General features: G+C 41.1%; 19 protein-coding genes. 7 read left to right on the forward strand and 12 right to left on the reverse strand.

Annotated elements, in window-relative coordinates; translation table 11 throughout:
* Positions 1–62 precede the first annotated feature (62 nt).
* The 3 genes from BB427_RS18330 to BB427_RS18340 form a co-directional block, all read right to left on the reverse strand.
* Entirely contained in the window at positions 63–539 is a 477-nt protein-coding gene (locus BB427_RS18330) for a hypothetical protein (protein WP_010374033.1), read from the reverse strand.
* Between the two features lie 65 nt (positions 540–604).
* Positions 605–2125, reverse strand: a complete 1521-nt coding sequence (locus BB427_RS18335; protein WP_045989634.1) for a DUF3413 domain-containing protein — start codon at positions 2123–2125, stop codon at positions 605–607.
* Between the two features lie 4 nt (positions 2126–2129).
* Positions 2130–2342 (reverse strand): DUF1414 domain-containing protein, encoded by a 213-nt coding sequence (locus tag BB427_RS18340; RefSeq protein ID WP_010374035.1) that lies wholly within the window; start codon positions 2340–2342, stop codon positions 2130–2132.
* Positions 2343–2407: 65 nt separating this feature from the next.
* Here BB427_RS18340 and yejK point away from each other — a divergent pair, with 65 nt between their 5' ends.
* From yejK to BB427_RS18355, 3 genes are all read left to right on the forward strand, one after another.
* Positions 2408–3421, forward strand: a complete 1014-nt coding sequence (gene yejK / locus BB427_RS18345) for a nucleoid-associated protein YejK (protein ID WP_039497545.1) — start codon at positions 2408–2410, stop codon at positions 3419–3421.
* A gap of 154 nt (positions 3422–3575) precedes the next feature.
* Positions 3576–4652: a porin gene (locus BB427_RS18350; protein WP_010604987.1), complete on the forward strand. Its 1077-nt coding sequence runs from the start codon at positions 3576–3578 to the stop codon at positions 4650–4652.
* A gap of 10 nt (positions 4653–4662) precedes the next feature.
* Positions 4663–5067 (forward strand): phosphate ABC transporter substrate-binding protein, encoded by a 405-nt coding sequence (locus BB427_RS18355; protein WP_010374038.1) that lies wholly within the window; start codon positions 4663–4665, stop codon positions 5065–5067.
* Positions 5068–5103: 36 nt separating this feature from the next.
* Here the strand turns inward: BB427_RS18355 and BB427_RS18360 are convergent, their stop codons facing one another.
* Genes BB427_RS18360 through BB427_RS18370 form a run of 3 tightly spaced genes read right to left on the reverse strand, consistent with a single transcriptional unit; the run spans position 5104 to position 8374 of the window.
* Positions 5104–6144, reverse strand: a complete 1041-nt coding sequence (locus BB427_RS18360; RefSeq protein ID WP_254663664.1) for a hypothetical protein — start codon at positions 6142–6144, stop codon at positions 5104–5106.
* Positions 6092–6709: a penicillin-binding protein activator LpoB gene (locus tag BB427_RS18365; protein WP_017219134.1), complete on the reverse strand. Its 618-nt coding sequence runs from the start codon at positions 6707–6709 to the stop codon at positions 6092–6094. Before BB427_RS18365 ends, BB427_RS18360 begins: the two co-directional genes overlap by 53 nt.
* 18 nt (positions 6710–6727) lie before the next feature.
* Positions 6728–8374, reverse strand: coding sequence for a hypothetical protein (locus tag BB427_RS18370; RefSeq protein WP_254663665.1), 1647 nt, complete (start codon positions 8372–8374; stop codon positions 6728–6730).
* Between the two features lie 176 nt (positions 8375–8550).
* On the opposite strand from BB427_RS18370, the gene BB427_RS18375 reads away from it, so the two are divergent.
* Both BB427_RS18375 and BB427_RS18380 read left to right on the forward strand, forming a co-directional pair.
* The gene (locus tag BB427_RS18375; protein ID WP_017219136.1) at positions 8551–9129 is read left to right on the forward strand and encodes an LPP20 family lipoprotein; all 579 of its coding nucleotides are present in this window, start codon (positions 8551–8553) and stop codon (positions 9127–9129) included.
* Between the two features lie 41 nt (positions 9130–9170).
* The gene (locus BB427_RS18380) at positions 9171–10520 is read left to right on the forward strand and encodes a transglycosylase SLT domain-containing protein (protein ID WP_069022405.1); all 1350 of its coding nucleotides are present in this window, start codon (positions 9171–9173) and stop codon (positions 10518–10520) included.
* On the opposite strand, the gene BB427_RS18385 is transcribed toward BB427_RS18380, so the two are convergent.
* Positions 10515–11411: a TIGR01777 family oxidoreductase gene (locus BB427_RS18385; RefSeq protein ID WP_069022407.1), complete on the reverse strand. Its 897-nt coding sequence runs from the start codon at positions 11409–11411 to the stop codon at positions 10515–10517. The two genes, BB427_RS18380 and BB427_RS18385, sit on opposite strands and share 6 nt — an antisense overlap.
* Positions 11412–11526: 115 nt before the next feature.
* Here BB427_RS18385 and BB427_RS18390 point away from each other — a divergent pair, with 115 nt between their 5' ends.
* Positions 11527–12564 (forward strand): AI-2E family transporter, encoded by a 1038-nt coding sequence (locus BB427_RS18390; protein WP_069022409.1) that lies wholly within the window; start codon positions 11527–11529, stop codon positions 12562–12564.
* A 124-nt stretch (positions 12565–12688) separates the two neighbouring features.
* On the opposite strand, the gene BB427_RS18395 is transcribed toward BB427_RS18390, so the two are convergent.
* The 5 genes from BB427_RS18395 to BB427_RS18415 all read right to left on the reverse strand — a co-directional run bounded on the left by BB427_RS18395 (position 12689) and on the right by BB427_RS18415 (position 15786).
* The gene (locus tag BB427_RS18395) at positions 12689–13123 is read right to left on the reverse strand and encodes a hypothetical protein (RefSeq protein WP_010374053.1); all 435 of its coding nucleotides are present in this window, start codon (positions 13121–13123) and stop codon (positions 12689–12691) included.
* A complete protein-coding gene (locus tag BB427_RS18400) occupies positions 13107–14450 on the reverse strand; it encodes an ATP-binding protein (RefSeq protein ID WP_010374055.1) in 1344 nt (447 codons plus the stop codon). The genes BB427_RS18395 and BB427_RS18400 overlap by 17 nt, the downstream gene beginning before the upstream one ends.
* A complete protein-coding gene (locus tag BB427_RS18405) occupies positions 14444–15118 on the reverse strand; it encodes a response regulator transcription factor (RefSeq protein WP_010374057.1) in 675 nt (224 codons plus the stop codon). The genes BB427_RS18400 and BB427_RS18405 overlap by 7 nt, the downstream gene beginning before the upstream one ends.
* Before the next feature lie 2 nt (positions 15119–15120).
* Positions 15121–15378 (reverse strand): PepSY domain-containing protein, encoded by a 258-nt coding sequence (locus tag BB427_RS18410; RefSeq protein ID WP_010374059.1) that lies wholly within the window; start codon positions 15376–15378, stop codon positions 15121–15123.
* Between the two features lie 108 nt (positions 15379–15486).
* The gene (locus BB427_RS18415) at positions 15487–15786 is read right to left on the reverse strand and encodes a YciI family protein (protein ID WP_045989641.1); all 300 of its coding nucleotides are present in this window, start codon (positions 15784–15786) and stop codon (positions 15487–15489) included.
* Between the two features lie 221 nt (positions 15787–16007).
* On the opposite strand from BB427_RS18415, the gene BB427_RS18420 reads away from it, so the two are divergent.
* Positions 16008–17432 (forward strand): sodium-dependent transporter, encoded by a 1425-nt coding sequence (locus BB427_RS18420; RefSeq protein WP_010604974.1) that lies wholly within the window; start codon positions 16008–16010, stop codon positions 17430–17432.
* Positions 17433–17439 lie beyond the last annotated feature (7 nt).

Consider the following 17439-nt stretch of genomic DNA (forward strand, 5'->3'; position numbering starts at 1 on the left):
AGCGAATACTCATTGACTAAGGGAGATTTTTAAAAAGCAATCAATGTAATTGGTCGGCTATGTCACTCATATTCTTTGAGTTGCTTTTCTAATTTTGAAATCTCTTTCTCTAGGCTTTTAATCGCTTTAGCATGTGCCTTATTAATGGCCTTTATTTCTTTTTTAACTTGCCTGACGACCTTTTTGCGCCTGTCTTCATTCATCAGCTTAGTTAATTTATCCTGTTGCTCTCTAACCGCGGTATCTCTTTTGCGATTGAGCACGGCTTTTTCATGGTGTTTGGCTCTGAGCGCACGCTTTGTCCTTTTCGCAATTTGGTTACGTTCCAAATTGTTTAACGTTTTATAGTGCTGCTCTGAGGGAGCCGAGGCTTTAGGATCGGATGTGGTTATCGTATGCTGGGTCGCATTGGCCGAGCAGGGAAATTGGCTAAAAACGATGCCTCTGTCGGTCGTGCATTTAAAGTATTTTACCGTTGTTGTGGCGAAACAATGAGTAGAGACAAAAATCAGTACGAGTAGCTTTAGATATAATTGCATGTGGCATCCTTGCTGTAACAGTTAATATCTACTTAACCATAGATGACATCCCACTTTGTTCAAGGTTATTGCGCTTCAGGGGCCGTGAATTTTTTTAATGTCTTAATACTTTGTATTAAAAATGGAATATCTAGATTGCCGTTTAACACAAAGCCTTCCTTTGCTGACATCTGCTTGAAGCTACCATCTTGATTGACTAAGGTGATTTTGTCTTTTTTGAAGGCAACTAAGACACCTTGCGTAAAGTTGACGCCTTCTGCATGAGAGCGAGTTTTAATGTTCGATGCCAGCATACTTTGCTGAGCAAGGGGATCGCAGCCTAGATAAGAGCTTAACAGGGTGTAGGTGATGTCATTGGGCTGCACAAGACCAGAAGCCTGAGCAAAAAGCTCAATGTTCGTTACCGCAGAACTGGTTAATACCGTCGCTTGCTGTGCACTAATATCAATTGCCACGAACGGCTTTGAACTATCAATGTTAATTTCGTTACTTACTTCAATGACAGTTAATTTACTTGCTTGATGAGAGGGTACAAAAGAGAACTCGCCGTTAGCATTAACACTCATTAAGTCATTATTAATTGACCATACCGGAACTTGCTGCTGTAGCAGGACAGACTCTTTATAATAACTCGGTAGACCGTATATTAGGCTGAATAGCGCATCGCTGCTATTTCCTGCGCGTAAAACAGAATCCAATCGGAACACGTTATTTTTACCGTTGCTCTGAAGTGCTGTTGCTGTTTTCTGGAACAGTGCCTCATCTGTGTAAGCATAAACGTTGATAGGTTGCTCTGTGGTATCTTTCTTTTCTTTGCATACGGCCGAAATTACAGGGGCTTTGTATTTTGAATGCGTATCACCAATGCTTAGTGAGTGTGCTTCTTCATACTGCTCGATATCAAGTAAATCATGTCTGGCAAGTAAGCTCTTTGCGGTTGTTGGATAAGATAGAGGTAATACATTATCTTGCTTAGTGATATCGAAAAAGGCATTCGCATCAGCCCAAATATGCAGGCTGTGACTGAGCGCAAAGCAGGTAACAATGGTGCCAGTAGCATAGCGTGGGAATTTATAGGATTTAAGCTCGGCCAAATGACGCCAAGCATAATTGCCTGCGAGTAGTTCAAAAGTGAGCACCAGTCCAAGCATTGCAATGGTAATGATGAGATTAACTAGGGATGATCCAACTAAGGTTTCCCACAATAAAACAAAAATATCGGAAAGCGAAGCTGGGTTTATATGGTAGCCAAGTTGTAGGTAAACAAAGGCATCCACTGTTAGTACAACAATACCAACCGAGGCAATAATTGCAGCCATCCCGCGAATATGTCGCGGGTAAGGGAATATTAAACTAAGCGGAAAGATAGTTAATACAAACGCACAAAAAGTGATAAAGCTGGTATGGCTTATCCACGTGATCAGCATATAAAACCAACCGACAAAGGTACTTGGCGCTTTGTCGGCGAACAAATAAACTGAGCTAATCAATAAAACCAAGCCAATGTTAGCAAAGGTAAACCAGTGTCCCCAGCTGAGTAATTGACTTGCTTTTGATGAAAAAGGGCTGTGCGGTGTAAGATTCATTCCGTTACTTTACTGATTGTGTAAGTGCTTTGGCAAAATTTTCGGCAACAGATTGTCTCTTACTCTCTGGAACATGTTCTTTTAGAATGTGCGTGATAGAATTACCCAAACACATTAAGCTGAGATCAACTGGTGCGTTTTGCGAGCTTAATACATTAACTAATTGGTCAACAATTTCTTCTACTTGTTTATTGGAATACTTTGATTGGATAGGCATCAGTTGGTTCAATTTATAAAAGCAATAATTTTTACATTTTAACATTAGAGGCGTGAAAAACAAAGATGAGCGTTGAGGTAAAAAAACTAGTTGTTCACTATGTAGACAAACAAGACGAAGATACCGAAATACATCTACGTGACGATGAAATGCAAATCAATGACAAAGTTAATGTTTTCATTGAACAATTGCATCATGCCTACAATGGCAAACCGGGTAAAGGGTTCTGTGCTTTTAGCGGCGAAAAAAGCAGTGTGGTCGCGTCTGCGATGCAGAGTTATAGAAATAATGAGCTTAACTTTTGGAATTTAACCCAAGAAGCAACCAATGTGCTTAAAGAAGAGCTTAATAAATATGCATTTCATGAAACTGGGTATTTAGTGTTTTGTCATTATCAGTATGTTGCCAGCAATTTTATTATGATTGCACTGATTAATATTAAAGAACATTACACAATTACCTCAGACTTAGACTTATCCGCAGCAAAACACTTAGATATTTCACGTATGCAATTGGCTGCTAGAATCGATTTAGATGCTTGGGATACGGCCGCAGAAGAAAACCGTTATATTTCCTTCATTAAGGGGCGTGCTGGTCGAAAAGTTGCTGATTTCTTTTTAGATTTTCTTGGTTGTGAAGAGGGGATCGATCCAAAGCAGCAGTCGCAAACTATGTTACACGCGGTTGAGGATTATTTGTCTACACAGCAATTTGAAAAGTCTGAAAAAGACGACATCCGCAAGGAAATTTTTGATTACTGTAACGACTGTGTTTCAAGCGGCGAGGACGCAGATGTTAATACACTGTCCGAGACGCTTTCTAAGTCTTCAGACGTAAAGTTTGAAGACTTTTATAAAGAGCAGGGCTATGAGCTGGAAGAAAGCTTTCCTGTCGATAAAAAGACAGTCACGAGTATGGTGAAATTTTCTGGGCTTGGCGGTGGAGTAAGCGTTGGCTTTGAACGTAAGCATTTGGGTGAGCGGGTTATTTATGATGCTGCGACTGATACACTTACGATTAAAGGGGTACCGCCTAACTTGAAGGACCAAATTGAACGTTATTATAACGACGAATCTTAATTGTTAAAAAGCAGCGTAAGCTGCTTTTTTGTTCCTATTTCATCCCTTTTTCTGCAAATATTTTTATCAATTTGCTGCTTTTGCTAGCATTTTTTTAAATTTAACTATACTTGCAATGTAGTACTTGTAGAACAAGCAATTGGGATGAATCACAATGAAGATGAAACTAGCTTTAGGTTGTACCCTTTGCCTTGCCTGTTTTTCAGGGCATGCAGAGGTTAACTTTTCCGGATTTGCAAGTATCAATGCTGGTAAGGTGCTGAGCGGAAGTGGTGTTCCACAATTCGGAATAAACGATCCAATATTTCTCGCCGATTATCCTATCGTCAGTGTTTACGACGAGGATATCTCATTTGAACCTGAAACATTGATGGGCCTTCAATTTAGTGCTGATCTAACCGAAGGTTTAAGCGTTACTGGTCAAATTGTTGCGCGCGGCGCAGACGATTTTGATGCAAAGTTCGAGTGGGCTTATTTGTCCTATGAGATTAATGAGAATTGGACTTTCCAAGCAGGTAAAAAGCGCTTACCGCTATTTTATTATTCCGACTTTTATGATGTGGGTTACGCCTATATTTGGATGCGTGCACCCGCGGACAACTACACCTGGCAAATCTTTAATTATAATGGCATTAATATGCTCTACAGCGGCAGTATAGGCGACTGGTCATTAAGCGGGAATATTTACGCTGGTAAAGAAGACGATGATGACAATAAGCTGTTGAGCGAGTTTTTCTTTCAAGAGCCAACTAGAGAAATCTGGAAAGACATCCTAGGCGGCGTAATTCAAACCAGTAATGATTGGCTTGAAGTGCGTTTAACCCACATGCGTTACACCAATCAGCGGTATCGCTCTGGAGAGCCTGTCTTATGGGAGGGGAGTGATGAGCGAGATGGTAAGTTTTATGGTTTAGCAGTAAATGCAGACTGGGGAAATTTCTTTATTTTATCTGAGCTAAATCGGCTGGACTTAGACGGCAATTTAGACACTAAGATGCTGACACTGGGCTATCGCTTTGACAATATCACGCCATTCGTATCTTACGCAGATTTTGAAGGCGAGGGCGACGATGCCGAAAGCCATGAAACCACTTCGTTTGGAGTACGTTGGGACTTCCATTCCTCCGCCGCTTTCAAGATCCAGTATGATGAGGTAGAGGATAACTCCGTTGGTTTAGCGGTCGCAGGTGATAGTAAAGCCATTACAATTGGCATCGACATGGTATTTTAAGGAGAGAAGCATGAAAAAATTATTTTTACTTACTCTACTTTGCAGCGCTTTTAGTTGCCTAGCCGTGGATGTCATTGTCAATCCTGCCAATACTTCTACACTGGATGAGAACGAAATTAAGCAAATTTTTATTGGTAAATCAAAGTCATTCTCCGATGGCTCTAAAGCACTCCCGATAACACAGGCTGATGGCTCGACGGTAACCGATGAGTTTAATGAAAAGGTACTTAATAAGTCATCAAGCCAGCTTAAAGCTTATTGGTCAAAATTAGTATTTACTGGAAAAGGGACGCCACCAAAAGAAGCCGCCGATGATGCTGAGGTACTTAAACTCGTTGCGAGTAACCCTAACCTAATTGGGTTTGTGTCTTCGGGAGCTGCAGATAGCAGCGTTAAAGTGGTGAAATCATTCTAGGAAGGGATAAGTAAGGCCCTATTAAAGGGCCTTACTTTAGATTTTGCTATCAATGATTAACATCGTCAGCTTTTTGCTTAGCATTTTTGCTGACTTTTCTTCAGCATTAGACTTAGCCATGTTCTCAAAACTAGACGCTGCTTTTATTTGTGCAGAAACATGCGCCTTTTCTTTATCGTTTTCCATGAGTGTTAAACTCGAGTTGGCAAAAACATAATAAGTGCTGTTTTTCTTTACGTCTTCGAAATCTACGCGAAAGTCAATTTGAAAGTCTGCACTTTGTTTTTCACCCACAACAGTAAGACCTTGCTTAGTCAAGCTTTCGGCTAACTGGTTGCGGATAGACTCCTGTCCCCAAAACTTTGATGAAATACTAAACGTTAATGACTGAATAAAATCATTCAGCATTTTGTTTTTGTTGCTCACAGAGGTTGGTATGGCAATGCTGCCACCACCTAATTGCCTGTGATATTCGTTTGCTTTGCGTCTTTTGGCGATTAGTCGCTTAATTGCCATCGCTTCTTTTAATTTTTCTGAATTGGTTAGTGCTGAAATAGTCGCGTTACTGATCTCTTCGTCAAGTTGTCTAATATCAAGCTCAGCGTGCATCCTCGACTCAATCTTGTTAAATGAGGCAAGGGCATAGGCCGTTTTTTGCTCCGAGGAGTAAAACTCCTGCTCAATATTGATCCCCTGTAATTGTATGCTTGGAACTCGAGAAAATAAAATCTCATCCACTCGATACGAAAAATCGCCATTAGCCTGACTTTGAGCAACTTGTGTCGTTCCTTCAATTTCCACATTTAACTGTTTGGCAATCGCCAATCTAGCTGCTTCTTGGGCGGCAAGTTTGGCTTCCGTCCTATTTACAATATGACTCGCTGAACCAACGCCATACACTAGATAATCGGAACTCGGTTGCTGCGTAGCCCAAGTGGGTAAGCTTTCTTCCTTTGCAACAGCCTGCTTGGTAGACTGACAGGCAGATAAACTAAGGAGAATACATAGAGGTAACGCTAGACGTTTAGAAACCATACCCGCTGCGCTCTTGAAGTTTTTGAATTTTCTTCTGTCCATTCCACACCTCTCGGTTAGTCGTCATGTCTATTAATCGAAGATCTACTTGGTAAAAAGTGACTCGACTACCACCTTGTTCATCAACAAATGAGTTAATCGTGCCGGATAGTGCATAATCAGCACCTTGCTCTTGGCCGATCTCATTACGAGTTTCGAGGCTTGAATTAAGCTCTTGGTCTCGTCTTTCCTCACGAATTTCATCTCGTACATAGCGGTTTGCGACGAAGTCAGCTTGCCCGCTTCGCAATATGGCGCGCTTGAGGTCATTCAAAAAGGTGTCAACTGCAATATGCTGATGCGACTTGTTACGAACAGATTGGATAATGATAGCAGGTCGAGTGCCTTCTTTGGCACGGTGTTCACGTACCCAAGGGAAGCCGAGCATATCGCTTATCATTGCTTCAGCAACTAACTGAGAGTCTTTGGCATTCCATTTATCTGAAAGCGCTATTTCTTCATTGGTGTCCACGCGACTCACTTTGGTTGTTGAAGAACAACCCGTCATCGCTGCGCTAGACGCGATGAGCATTGGGACAACTAATTTAACTGCAAATTTAGGCTTCATGTATTCAGTCCATGTTAGTTAAAGATGATAAATAATTTTTTTTTCTGGTTCAGCTACACCGGTGAAGGTGCGAATGTGGCTAAGCAACGCTGCTGTTTGATTCAGCGGTATATCCTGTTCAATCACTCTGCCAGTCCTTAATTGGGTTTGCAATTGCAGGTGAGTGGTATTTTCGGGTAATTTCACTCGAGCCACTCTAATTTCACTTGGTAAAGATTGCCACTGTCTAGTATCTGCCGCTGCTGTAATGGCGTTGGTGACAGATGATGTTAGCTGAGCAAGCCCTGCCAACAGCGAGTTCTGCTGGATGCCAACTTGCTTTATTGCTTTACTTGCTGTGACTGCTTTTAACACTTCTCGAGAAATAGCGGTGTAAATTTCCATATTGGCATTACCTAGCGCGTCATACAGTGTGAGTAAGTTTACCGAATAAAAGGGGTGTAATTCTGTAAGTTTTTGTCCGTTAGCGAAAAGCGCAACATGTTGGATATCGTTTTTATGAGGTTGTAAGTAAGTAACGGAGATCCTACTGCCATACTTGAGTGCATCAATCACCCCTTCGTCTACGGCTTTTTGCCATAATTTATCACCGAGAGGTAAGCGTTTTGTGACAGTGCCTAAGACAACATCACTAAAGTCACCTGTTGCATAGTTTTGAATGAGATCAAACAAACTGGTATCAGCAAACATTAAATTAAACCATGCGAACTGGGCTTGGCGTTCTTCTTGTGTCCCCCAATAAATCGGCGTAATCACTATCGCTTGTGCCTCTTCATCAGGTCTAAGATAAAGGTTAAACTCTTTGCGCTGCGGTGATACACCTAAGCTTTGAACTAATGTGAAGTAGTTTTCTTCCTTGTCTGCAACCATTCTGTTGAGATCTTGCTGTGCTTGTTGACCTGCATATTGACCTAGTTTGTATTGTTTACTAAAGCCATTTTTGTATGCGCTCACCGCTCGCTCATATTGGATCCGAGCACTATCTAGCTCGCCTTGTTGCTCATATAAAACGCCACTTAAATACTGTGCAAACGCATCGTCTTTATACTCAAGTTCACCGCTGATAAATGGTTGATTAAAAATAGCCTTAAAAATTTGTTCAACATCACTTACAGCTTTTTGTTGACTTACATAGCCTCCTGTTTGTTGCTGTAATTGAGAGAGATATAAGTCCAGTTGGCGCATTTCTGTCAGTGCAGAGTCATACAAAGCAACACGGTTTACCTTCGAGGCGTTTGCCAACGACACATAATTAAGCGCCATTAATGTATGGACCATGGGTTTATGAAAAGCGCGGCCAGTATATTTTTTGTAACTTGCGCCAGTAAAAGTAGAAAAAAGCTGGTCGCTGATGCTGACAGTGTAGGCGGCTTCAATGATTTCCTTTGCGTGAGAAAGGTGTTGATTACTTAATTCATAATGGTGTTGTAAATGCGCTAACATACCTGATTCAAGATAATACAATAGCTCGTCACGAGATGAGTTTTTATAGGCATAGTCAATACGCTGTTGGGCTGAGATAAAATCTCCTTGCTCCGCGTATTCTATGGCCTGCTTGTTAGCTTTAGGGGTCAAGTTACAGCCGCTCAGCATCAAGCAACTTGTAAAGATCAAGAGTTTTATCATGAAGTTATATAAATCAATTTGGAATCGCATTCCTTGCATACTTGTTCTTATAATGGCAGTGTTGTTGTGTTCAATCATATAACAATAAATTAAATAGTAAAAAATTGAATTGAAAGTGCTAAATTGTTAAAAATCGTTTTTACAATTTATTACTGTTAATCAATGATTTTTTTGATAAATTTTATTCCGTAATCAGGGCAATTAAGGAACCCAACATGAAAGCAAAACAACTACTTATATCAGTGGCCGTCATAGGGATACTATCGGCTTGTAGTTCAAGTAAAGACGATGCGGCTTCAAGTCCAAGAGTTAATATTCCAGAATGGGTTCTCAATCCAACAATCGAAGATGGTATAGCTGCAGCAGATTGTGTGAAATACTCGGGCAATATTTCAATCGATCAAAAAATGGCGGTTGCAAATGCACGTCTTGCTCTTGCTCAACAGATTGAAACACGCATCGAAGGCCTTGATAAGACATTCGCGAACCGTACAGATGCAAACGATGACACAACGGTAGGCGCAACCTTTAGCTCTGTATCCAAACAACTTACTAAACAAACATTAAATGGCTCTCGTATCGTTAAGGCCGATGTTATCGATATTTCTGGTAAAGACTATTTCTGTGCATTGACGACGTTATCACCTGATCAGACTAAAGAGCTTTTCAAAGATTTGATCAAAGAAAGTAAGCGCAGTGTAAACCCTCAGGATGAAAAGTTTTTATATCAAGAATTTAAAGCTTACAAAGCAGAAAAAGATCTTGAGAAGGAAATTGCAAGGCTAACTAATTAAAGCGTGAGTTTCACGCTTTAATTTTTTGAAAGGAACGCTCTATGCGCAAATCGGTATACTCATTTTTAGTCATGGCGTTAAGTGCCATTCCAAGTGCAGTGGCGAGTCAAGCCCAGCTTTTTGAAGAGCTGTCAGAGAAAATGTCACGTTGGCAAACCTCCGAGCCTAGTGATGAAGAGCTGAGCGAGTTTGAGCAATATAAACGCCAACAATTAAGTGAGTTTGCTGATTATGTCGAAGAGCATTTTGAAGAGTACGATGCCTTTCGTGATAACGTGATCCAACAGTGGGGAGATATAACTGTTTCTGATCAAGCCGCATTTGTCACCTACAGTGATGATTTATCATCCAGAATGGTTGTCGACTTTGAAGCCAATGAGCTGGTTGTAAGCATTAGGCATGCGGCAGATGAAAAGGTATCGCAGGCTCAACTTCAAGCCCTATATAAAGAATTTATCGCGAAAGACCGTGCAGTAATTGATGTATTTAATGCTGATACGCTCGCGGTAAACCAAAGTGAAACAACAAAACAACGTGAAGTGGATAACGCTGCTCGTGCAAAAGCGTTGATCGTAGCGAAAAAGCAAATAGATAGCCAATTTGAACAACAGCAACGTTATATAGAGCGCCAGACAGATGAGGCCATCATTGACGGCGAAGATACAAAATTAGCAGAGGCCCAACAACAAGCGCAACAGAAAAAGCTTGAACTGTTAAAGCAAAAACGTCTTAAAAAGCTATTAGAAACTGCAAGTAATACCGGTAAAAGTGAAGCAACAGTCGTATCTGAAATCGTGCTTAAGCTACCCAAACAGACTGAACTTTCCAAGCATCGAGCAGAACGTTATGTTAGCCAAGTGAATGCACAAGCGAAGCGCTTTGACATTGAGCCAAGTTTAATTTTTGCGGTTATGCATACCGAAAGCCACTTTAACCCAATGGCAAAGTCACATATTCCTGCGTTTGGTTTGATGCAGATAGTACCGACGAGTGCGGGTGTTGATGTGAATCGTATGTTGTACAATCGCGATGAACCGATGTCGGCGCCTTATTTATATGTGACGGACAATAATATTGAAGCCGGGACCGCTTACCTGAATATTCTCGATAAACGCTACCTGAGTAAAATACAGAATCCAATTAGTCGTAAGTATTGCATCATTGCGGCTTACAATACGGGAGCTGGCAATGTTGCCCGTGTGTTTAATGCTGATGACTCAAGATCAATCACAAAAGCGGCAAAGATCATTAATTCACTCTCACCAGAAAACGTACTAGCGGCGCTAGACAAAAGTTTACCTTATGATGAAACCAAACATTATCTGGACAAAGTCTTAACGCGAGAAAAGCTCTATATAGCGCCAGAAGAAGGTATTGCACAAAAGTTATAAGTTAAGCGCGCTCAAGGCACCTTCAATGTGATCGTGGCGGAATCGATAACCTGCATCGAGAAGTTTTTTTGGTACGACGCATTGGCCGTACAATAGCAATTCTGACATTTCACCATATGCCAATTTGAGGACAAACGGTGGTACGGTAAATAGGCAAGGGCGTGAGATAGCGCGTGCTAAGGCTTGAGAAAATTTCTTATTTGATACCGGGTTAGGGGCTGTAGCATTAACAACGCCGCAGATCTCGTCATGTTTAAGGATATACAGTATCGCCTGAATCATATCGTCGATATGGATCCAAGACATTATTTGTCTTCCTGAACCAATCGGACCGCCAACGCCAAATTGAAAGGGTGGCAACATCTTTGCCAAAGCGCCCCCAGATTTTGAAAGCACAATGCCTGTTCTTAAGATGCAGACTCTAGTATGGCTTGACTCGGCTCTAAAGGCGGTATCTTCCCAATCTTTGCACAGCCTATGAGAGAATTCATCATGGTAATCCTTGAAATCTTCAGTGATGGTCAAGTTATCCGGTTGGCGTCCATAAAAACCTATTGCACTACCTGAAATAAACACCTTGGGCGTTGACGTCGCAGTATTTATCGCTGCAACGATTTGCTCAGTGATTTTTATCCGGCTATTGTAGATCTCTTGTTTTTTCTCTTTGCTCCACCGGCCATTGGCGATTGGTTCACCCGCAAGATTAATGACCGCATCAAGCTCATTAAAGTCGACATCATCGGTATCGGTGACGCAATTAACCCCACTTGGTAATAGGTTTGCAGCTTTTGAAGGCGAACGGGTCAATACAATCAGATTATGTTTGTGTACTAAAAATTGGCATAACTTTTTACCAATTAATCCTGTTGCGCCTGTTATGAATATATTCATGCTCAATACTCTTTATTGTAATCAAATAAACCTACGTTTTAGCAAGGAGTTAGATCACTCATTTTCATTATAGGTGGTTTGTTTTAGAATGGTAAAAAAGCAAAAGGAGTGAACTGTGTCTTCACTGACTGGAATTAACAAAACGCTGGTGGTTTTGGCCTCGCTATTTTTAGTGTTAGGTGGTATCAAGCTTGCGTCTGAGATTGTCGTGCCGTTTATATTAGCTGCATTTATTGCGATTATCTGTAACCCCATGCTCAAGTTTTTGGCTCGCTTTAAAATACCAAAAGGGCTGGCCATTTTGGTGATTATCGCACTTGTGATTTTAATAGGTGCAAGTATTGGTGGGCTTGTTGGGCAATCAGTCAATGATTTCTCTAAGCAGCTGCCAACTTATAAAGAAGATTTACAAGAAAAGTTCGTTTGGTTAGTTAGTACTGCCGCGAACTACAATATCTTATTGGATAAACAACAACTTATTAGTATGCTAGACCCAAATAAGCTAATCGATGTGGCTACCAACATGCTGACTGGCTTTGGTGGTGTGATGGCAAATAGCTTTTTAATTTTGCTTATTGTCATCTTCATGCTTTTTGAGGCACCTTCTTTGGGCCACAAAGTGCATCTTGCTCTAGACGATCCAGAGATGAAAATGCAGCAAATTGATAGATTTTTAGATTCTATCAATAGCTATTTGGCGATTAAAACGCTGGTGTCATTGGCGACAGGTGTCGTAGCGGCCGTTTTTTTATGGGCGTTAGGTGTTGATTACTTCGTGCTTTGGGGCGTAGTTGCATTTTTGCTTAACTATATTCCAAACATAGGTTCAATCATTGCGGCTGTGCCACCTGTTTTACTGGCCTTAGTGACACAAGGACCATTGGTGAGTGGCATTGTTGCTGTGGGTTACATTTGTATTAATACCTTAATGGGCAACATTATTGAGCCGAGGTTTATGGGTCGAGGGTTAGGTTTGTCGACTTTAGTCGTGTTTCTCTCGTTAATCTTTTGGGGGTGGTTACTCGGAACTGTGGGAATGCTGCTTTCTGTGCCACTTACCATGGTTGTGAAAATAGCCCTTGAAACCAGTGAAGAGGGTAAGTGGCTTGCAATCCTTCTCGGTTCAGAACAACCCGATAATAGAACATCTTAACAACACTGAGATTAGGCAAATAAAAAGGAGCTACAAACAGCTCCTTCTCTAAGTATTTTATTCGTTATTATCTGAAGCTCAGGTTATTAAGACTTAGCACCTAATAATCCAATCAAAAATGCGGCTATAGATTCAAATCTTCTTTCAATACTTTACTGCTTTTCAGCTCAATGATGTGGGCTTTTAAGAATGCAATTTTGCAATTTTTATAAGCCGTCGCTGAGCGCGTCGCGTTTGGCATATCTAGTAAGTATCGCCACCGGCAGCTATCTTCCATATATTCCTCCTGATTGCGAAGGGCACGTTCCATAATTGGCAAGATCTGAGTATTACCCGTGTCCGCTTGATACTTTTTAGTATCAAGCAATAACTTAGTGATCCAGGTTTGACGGTGACGTTCAAGTAAGTTGATATTGCCATCCAGGCACATGAGGAATTTTTTTGCTTTTTCCGGATGCGTTGACTCATACTTCGTACAGTCTTGTAGTGTGACATCGTCGTCTGCAATCACAAAAAAGGTTAATCCCGATACCAGTAGACTGCTAATTATTCTTTTCATGGTTAAACTCTATCGTAAATTTTGCGCCACCATGTTGGGAAGTACCGATTTGCATCAAGCCATGATATGACTTAACTAAATCAGATACGATAGCCATTCCTACGCCGTGGCCAGCTTCATAGGTGTCTAATCTTGCACCTCTGGTCAGTAGCTCTGAGCGGCGATGTTCTGGAATGCCTGGGCCATCATCTTCTACTTCTATGATTAGTAGGCGCTTTTTAGGTGCACTTACTTTTATATCGACCAAGGAACCACATGCTTTACAGGCGTTATCTATAATATTACCAAGAATTTCCATTAAATCCGTTTTATCGCCAAGAAATGCAACCTCCTCACCACATTCGGAGGAAAATTGAATGTGCTTGTCGTGATACACTTTAGTCATGGCGTTGAGTATTGAGTCTAGTACAGGTTTTACTGATGTTTGTTTCTTCCATGTATCGGATGCACCCGTTGCAGCACGTTTCAATTGATGTTCGATCATCGCATTGATTCTGTCTAGTTGCTCCTGAGCGTCTGCATCTTTTGCCAGTGGACTGGATTTTATCACCGCAAGGGGCGTTTTTAACGCGTGCGCAAGGTCGCTAAGTGACGCTCTATATCTCTCTTTTTGACGCTTTTGAGATTCCAATAGTAGGTTTAAGTCGGATTTGATTGTTAGAAGCTCGACGGGGTAAAGACCCGTGATCTTATCGCGCTCGCCAGCTTCAATCTCTTTAATTTCTTTATCCAATCGCTGTAACGGCCTTGCGTTCCATACAAACCCAAATGCCATCAATCCTGCTATCACCACACCCATAACCAGCATCCAGTTGACCAAGGTGTTTCTAAACCCTGACATTAACTCCATCAGCGCGTCATTTTTCTTTAAAAGTACAAAGCGGGCTTGCTGCGATTGCTCTGCATTTCCGAGAATAACGGTCAGGCTAAGTTGCCAAAACAGCACACCATTATATTCAACTCTTTTAAACTCAGATGCTCCAGCTTGGTTTTCTGAAAAGTCAGGTGAAATCGAGAGATTTACAGCCGACTCGGAATACCAAACGAGGGAGTTATCTTGATAGACCAGAGCATAAGTATCAGAATTCAGTCTGTTTAACTCAGGTGCAAGAATACTGCGAGGCATTTCGAGTCCGTTAGAGACAAATTCGACTTCAGAGATAAGTGAGTAGAGGTGGGCTTCCAATGTTTTTTCAGTCGCATCGACTAAAGAAGAATAATAAGCCCTGCCCACGGAGAAAAACAGCGCGGGAAGGGCAATAATAAGCACAAAGACAAGGATAAATCCTTGCCTTATTTTAAGCGAAATTTGAGAGCTGTTTACCACTGATTTTTGAACCTATATCCACGTCCTCTAAGGGTTTCAACGGGGTTCAGAGTGCCATCAGGGTCTAGCTTTTTACGCAGTCTTAAGACAAACACTTCAATGACGTTAGAGTCTAAGTCAAAGTCCTGATCGTATATGTGCTCTGTGAGTTCAGATTTAGAAATAACTTTTTGTGGGTTAACCATTAGGTATTCTAAAACTTTATATTCATAGGCCGTTAGTGATAGCTCGTTATCGTTAACCCAGACTTGCTGTGAGCGAGTGTGGATTTTGATTGGGCCAATACAAATCTCTGGATTTGCTTGTCCAGCGCTACGTCTAATAAGTGCATTACAGCGCGCAATCAGCTCTTCAACATGAAACGGTTTAGTGAGGTAGTCATCAGCTCCAGCATCAAGGCCTTCTACCTTGTCTTGCCAGCGATCGCGTGCCGTTAAGATTAAAATAGGGATCTTAACGCCGTTAGCACGTGCTCTACGGATAATTTCGATACCGTCAAGTTTTGGCAAGCCGAGATCGATCACTGCCATATCTAACGGATATTCTTCAAGGTGAAATAATCCAGACTCACCATCATGACACAAGTCAACGCTATATTTTTCTTTCTCTAATGCATTTCGCAGGTTTTCTGCTAGTTGAATATCGTCTTCGATAACTAAAATACGCATCCTTAGTCCTTATTTACTTCACCTGTCTTCTTGTTGACTTTTAAGTCAACAATTCGACCATCGGGTTGGAGAATTCTTACCACAAAAAACTGATTTTCTTCAGAAATCTTAAGCGTCTTCCCAGCGTACTTATCAAGCGCCAGAGACACAGCTTCTTTTTTTGTAATTGTCTTTACATTCTTATCATTGCGGCTATTGGCGTCTGCTACACTCGAAGCGAACGCCAAGATCAACGCTAAGAGAGTGAGTTGCAATCGCATTTTAAGCTCCACAGTTTCATAGATACTAAGTGTCTAAACTTCATAAATCTCAAACAAATTTAGTGCTTTTGTAATTAACCTTTGCTGAACTTAACGTTCAGTAAACTTTTATGGCAGAACTCGCTTGTACGGTTTTACAATACTAGCAGTATAGACACCAGCATCAATATAGGGATCGACGCTCGCCCATTGCTGCGCACTTTCTAAGTTTTCAAACTCAGCAATAACCAAAGAACCCGTAAAACCTGCTTCACCAGGATCTTCCGAGTCAATAGCTGGTAACGGGCCTGCTGCAAACAATCGACCTTGTTGTTTTAATTCTTCTAAACGAGCTAAGTGAGCAGGGCGCGCAGCAAGACGTTTTGCTAATGAGTTTTCAGCATCGGTTGAATAGATCATGTAAAGCATAAGTATTAGTTCCGGATTGGTTTCTAGGTTATTATTGTTATTTTTACGTATTTTGTCGGCTTTTCAGGGCCGTTTATCAATACTATGATAAAACGCCCTCAGTGCAAAAGTAAATGTACACAGAGTTTTTCAGTGATTAGACATTTAAACTTGAAAAACACTCAGCTTGACTGGTAGAGTCCTTCGGATATTTGTAGAAAATAATAATAAGGTTGATTGCAATGAGTGCAAACCGTGAGCATTTTAGCTCCCGATTAGGGTTTATCCTTGCCGCTGCAGGTTCTGCTGTTGGTATTGGTAACTTAGTCGGCTTTCCTGTTTCCGCCGCAAAAAATGGTGGAGGAGCATTTTTACTAATCTATGCACTATTTGTAGTGTTTATCTGTTTACCTGTCATGATGGCCGAAATGGCTATGGGTAGGAAAGCCCAAAAGGACCCGTTTGGCGCATATAAGCTGCTATCTAATCACGATAAAAAGTGGTCAATAGCTGGATTTTTGGCTGTACTCACGCCGTTTATGATTGCCGTCTTCTACATGGTTATTACCGTTTGGATCTTTGGCTTCTTAGCGCAAACAGCTTTAGGTAACTTAGATGTACTCGCCTCTCCGAAGTACTTTGGCACTTTTATCAACGATACCAATGTTTTCATCTATATGTTGATAGTGGGTGTGATCGTTAATCTTATCTTGGTTGGCGGTGTAAAAGAAGGAATCGAAAAAGCGGCTAAGTTACTCATGCCAGCGTTATTTGTCATGTTAATTGGCCTTGTCGCATACGTACTAACCCTTGATAACGCAATGGCAGGTGTACGCTATTACATCGTTCCTGACTTCGAAAAAATGAATGCAAGTGTGCTAAATGGTGCGCTATCACAGGCTTTCTTTTCACTATCTTTAGGTATGGGTATATTGATCACTTATGCTTCCTATATCTCTAAGAAAGACGACATTGTCGGTAGCTCTAAAATGGTTGCTATTACAGACTCATTAGTGGCATTCATTGCCGGTCTGATGGTACTTCCGGCTATCTTTAGTTTTAATCCGAATACCGATCCAAGTAAGTTATCGGACTCTTCAGTATCTATGATTTTCGATTACTTGCCTAAATTGTTATTGGCTTTACAAGATGATATTGGCTACGTCGGTGCCTCAATTGTTGCTGGTACTTTCTTTTTATTGGTTTTCTTTGCCGCGATAACGTCGCTTGTGTCAATTGTAGAGGTGCCTACCGCGACTTTGATGGAAGAAAAATGTATTTCACGTAAAAAGGCCCTGATTATCTTAGCGTTGACCACAGGAATTTTGACTGTGTTATCTACTATGTCTTTTGGAATGGTGGATTGGCTTACAAGCTTTGTAAGTTATGGCGATGCTCAGAAGAGCTTCTTTGATCTAATCTACGACGTGTTTTACGACACTATTTTACCCTTGAATGGTTTGCTGTTGTGTCTATTCGTTACTTATCGCTGGAAAAAATCTGGTTTGAATGAAGAACTTGCGCAAGGCGCTGAGGGGTACGTAGGTAGCTTCACTGAGAAATACATTAATTTCTCTCTATCTACATTCATCCCAGTGATCCTGTTGGCTATTTTCATTAATACCGTTGCAACTAAATATTTTGCATTCAGTATCTTTGGCTTCTAGCGACAAG

The organism is Pseudoalteromonas sp. BMB (genome assembly GCF_001709235.1).
GTDB classification, from domain to species: domain Bacteria; phylum Pseudomonadota; class Gammaproteobacteria; order Enterobacterales; family Alteromonadaceae; genus Pseudoalteromonas; species Pseudoalteromonas maricaloris.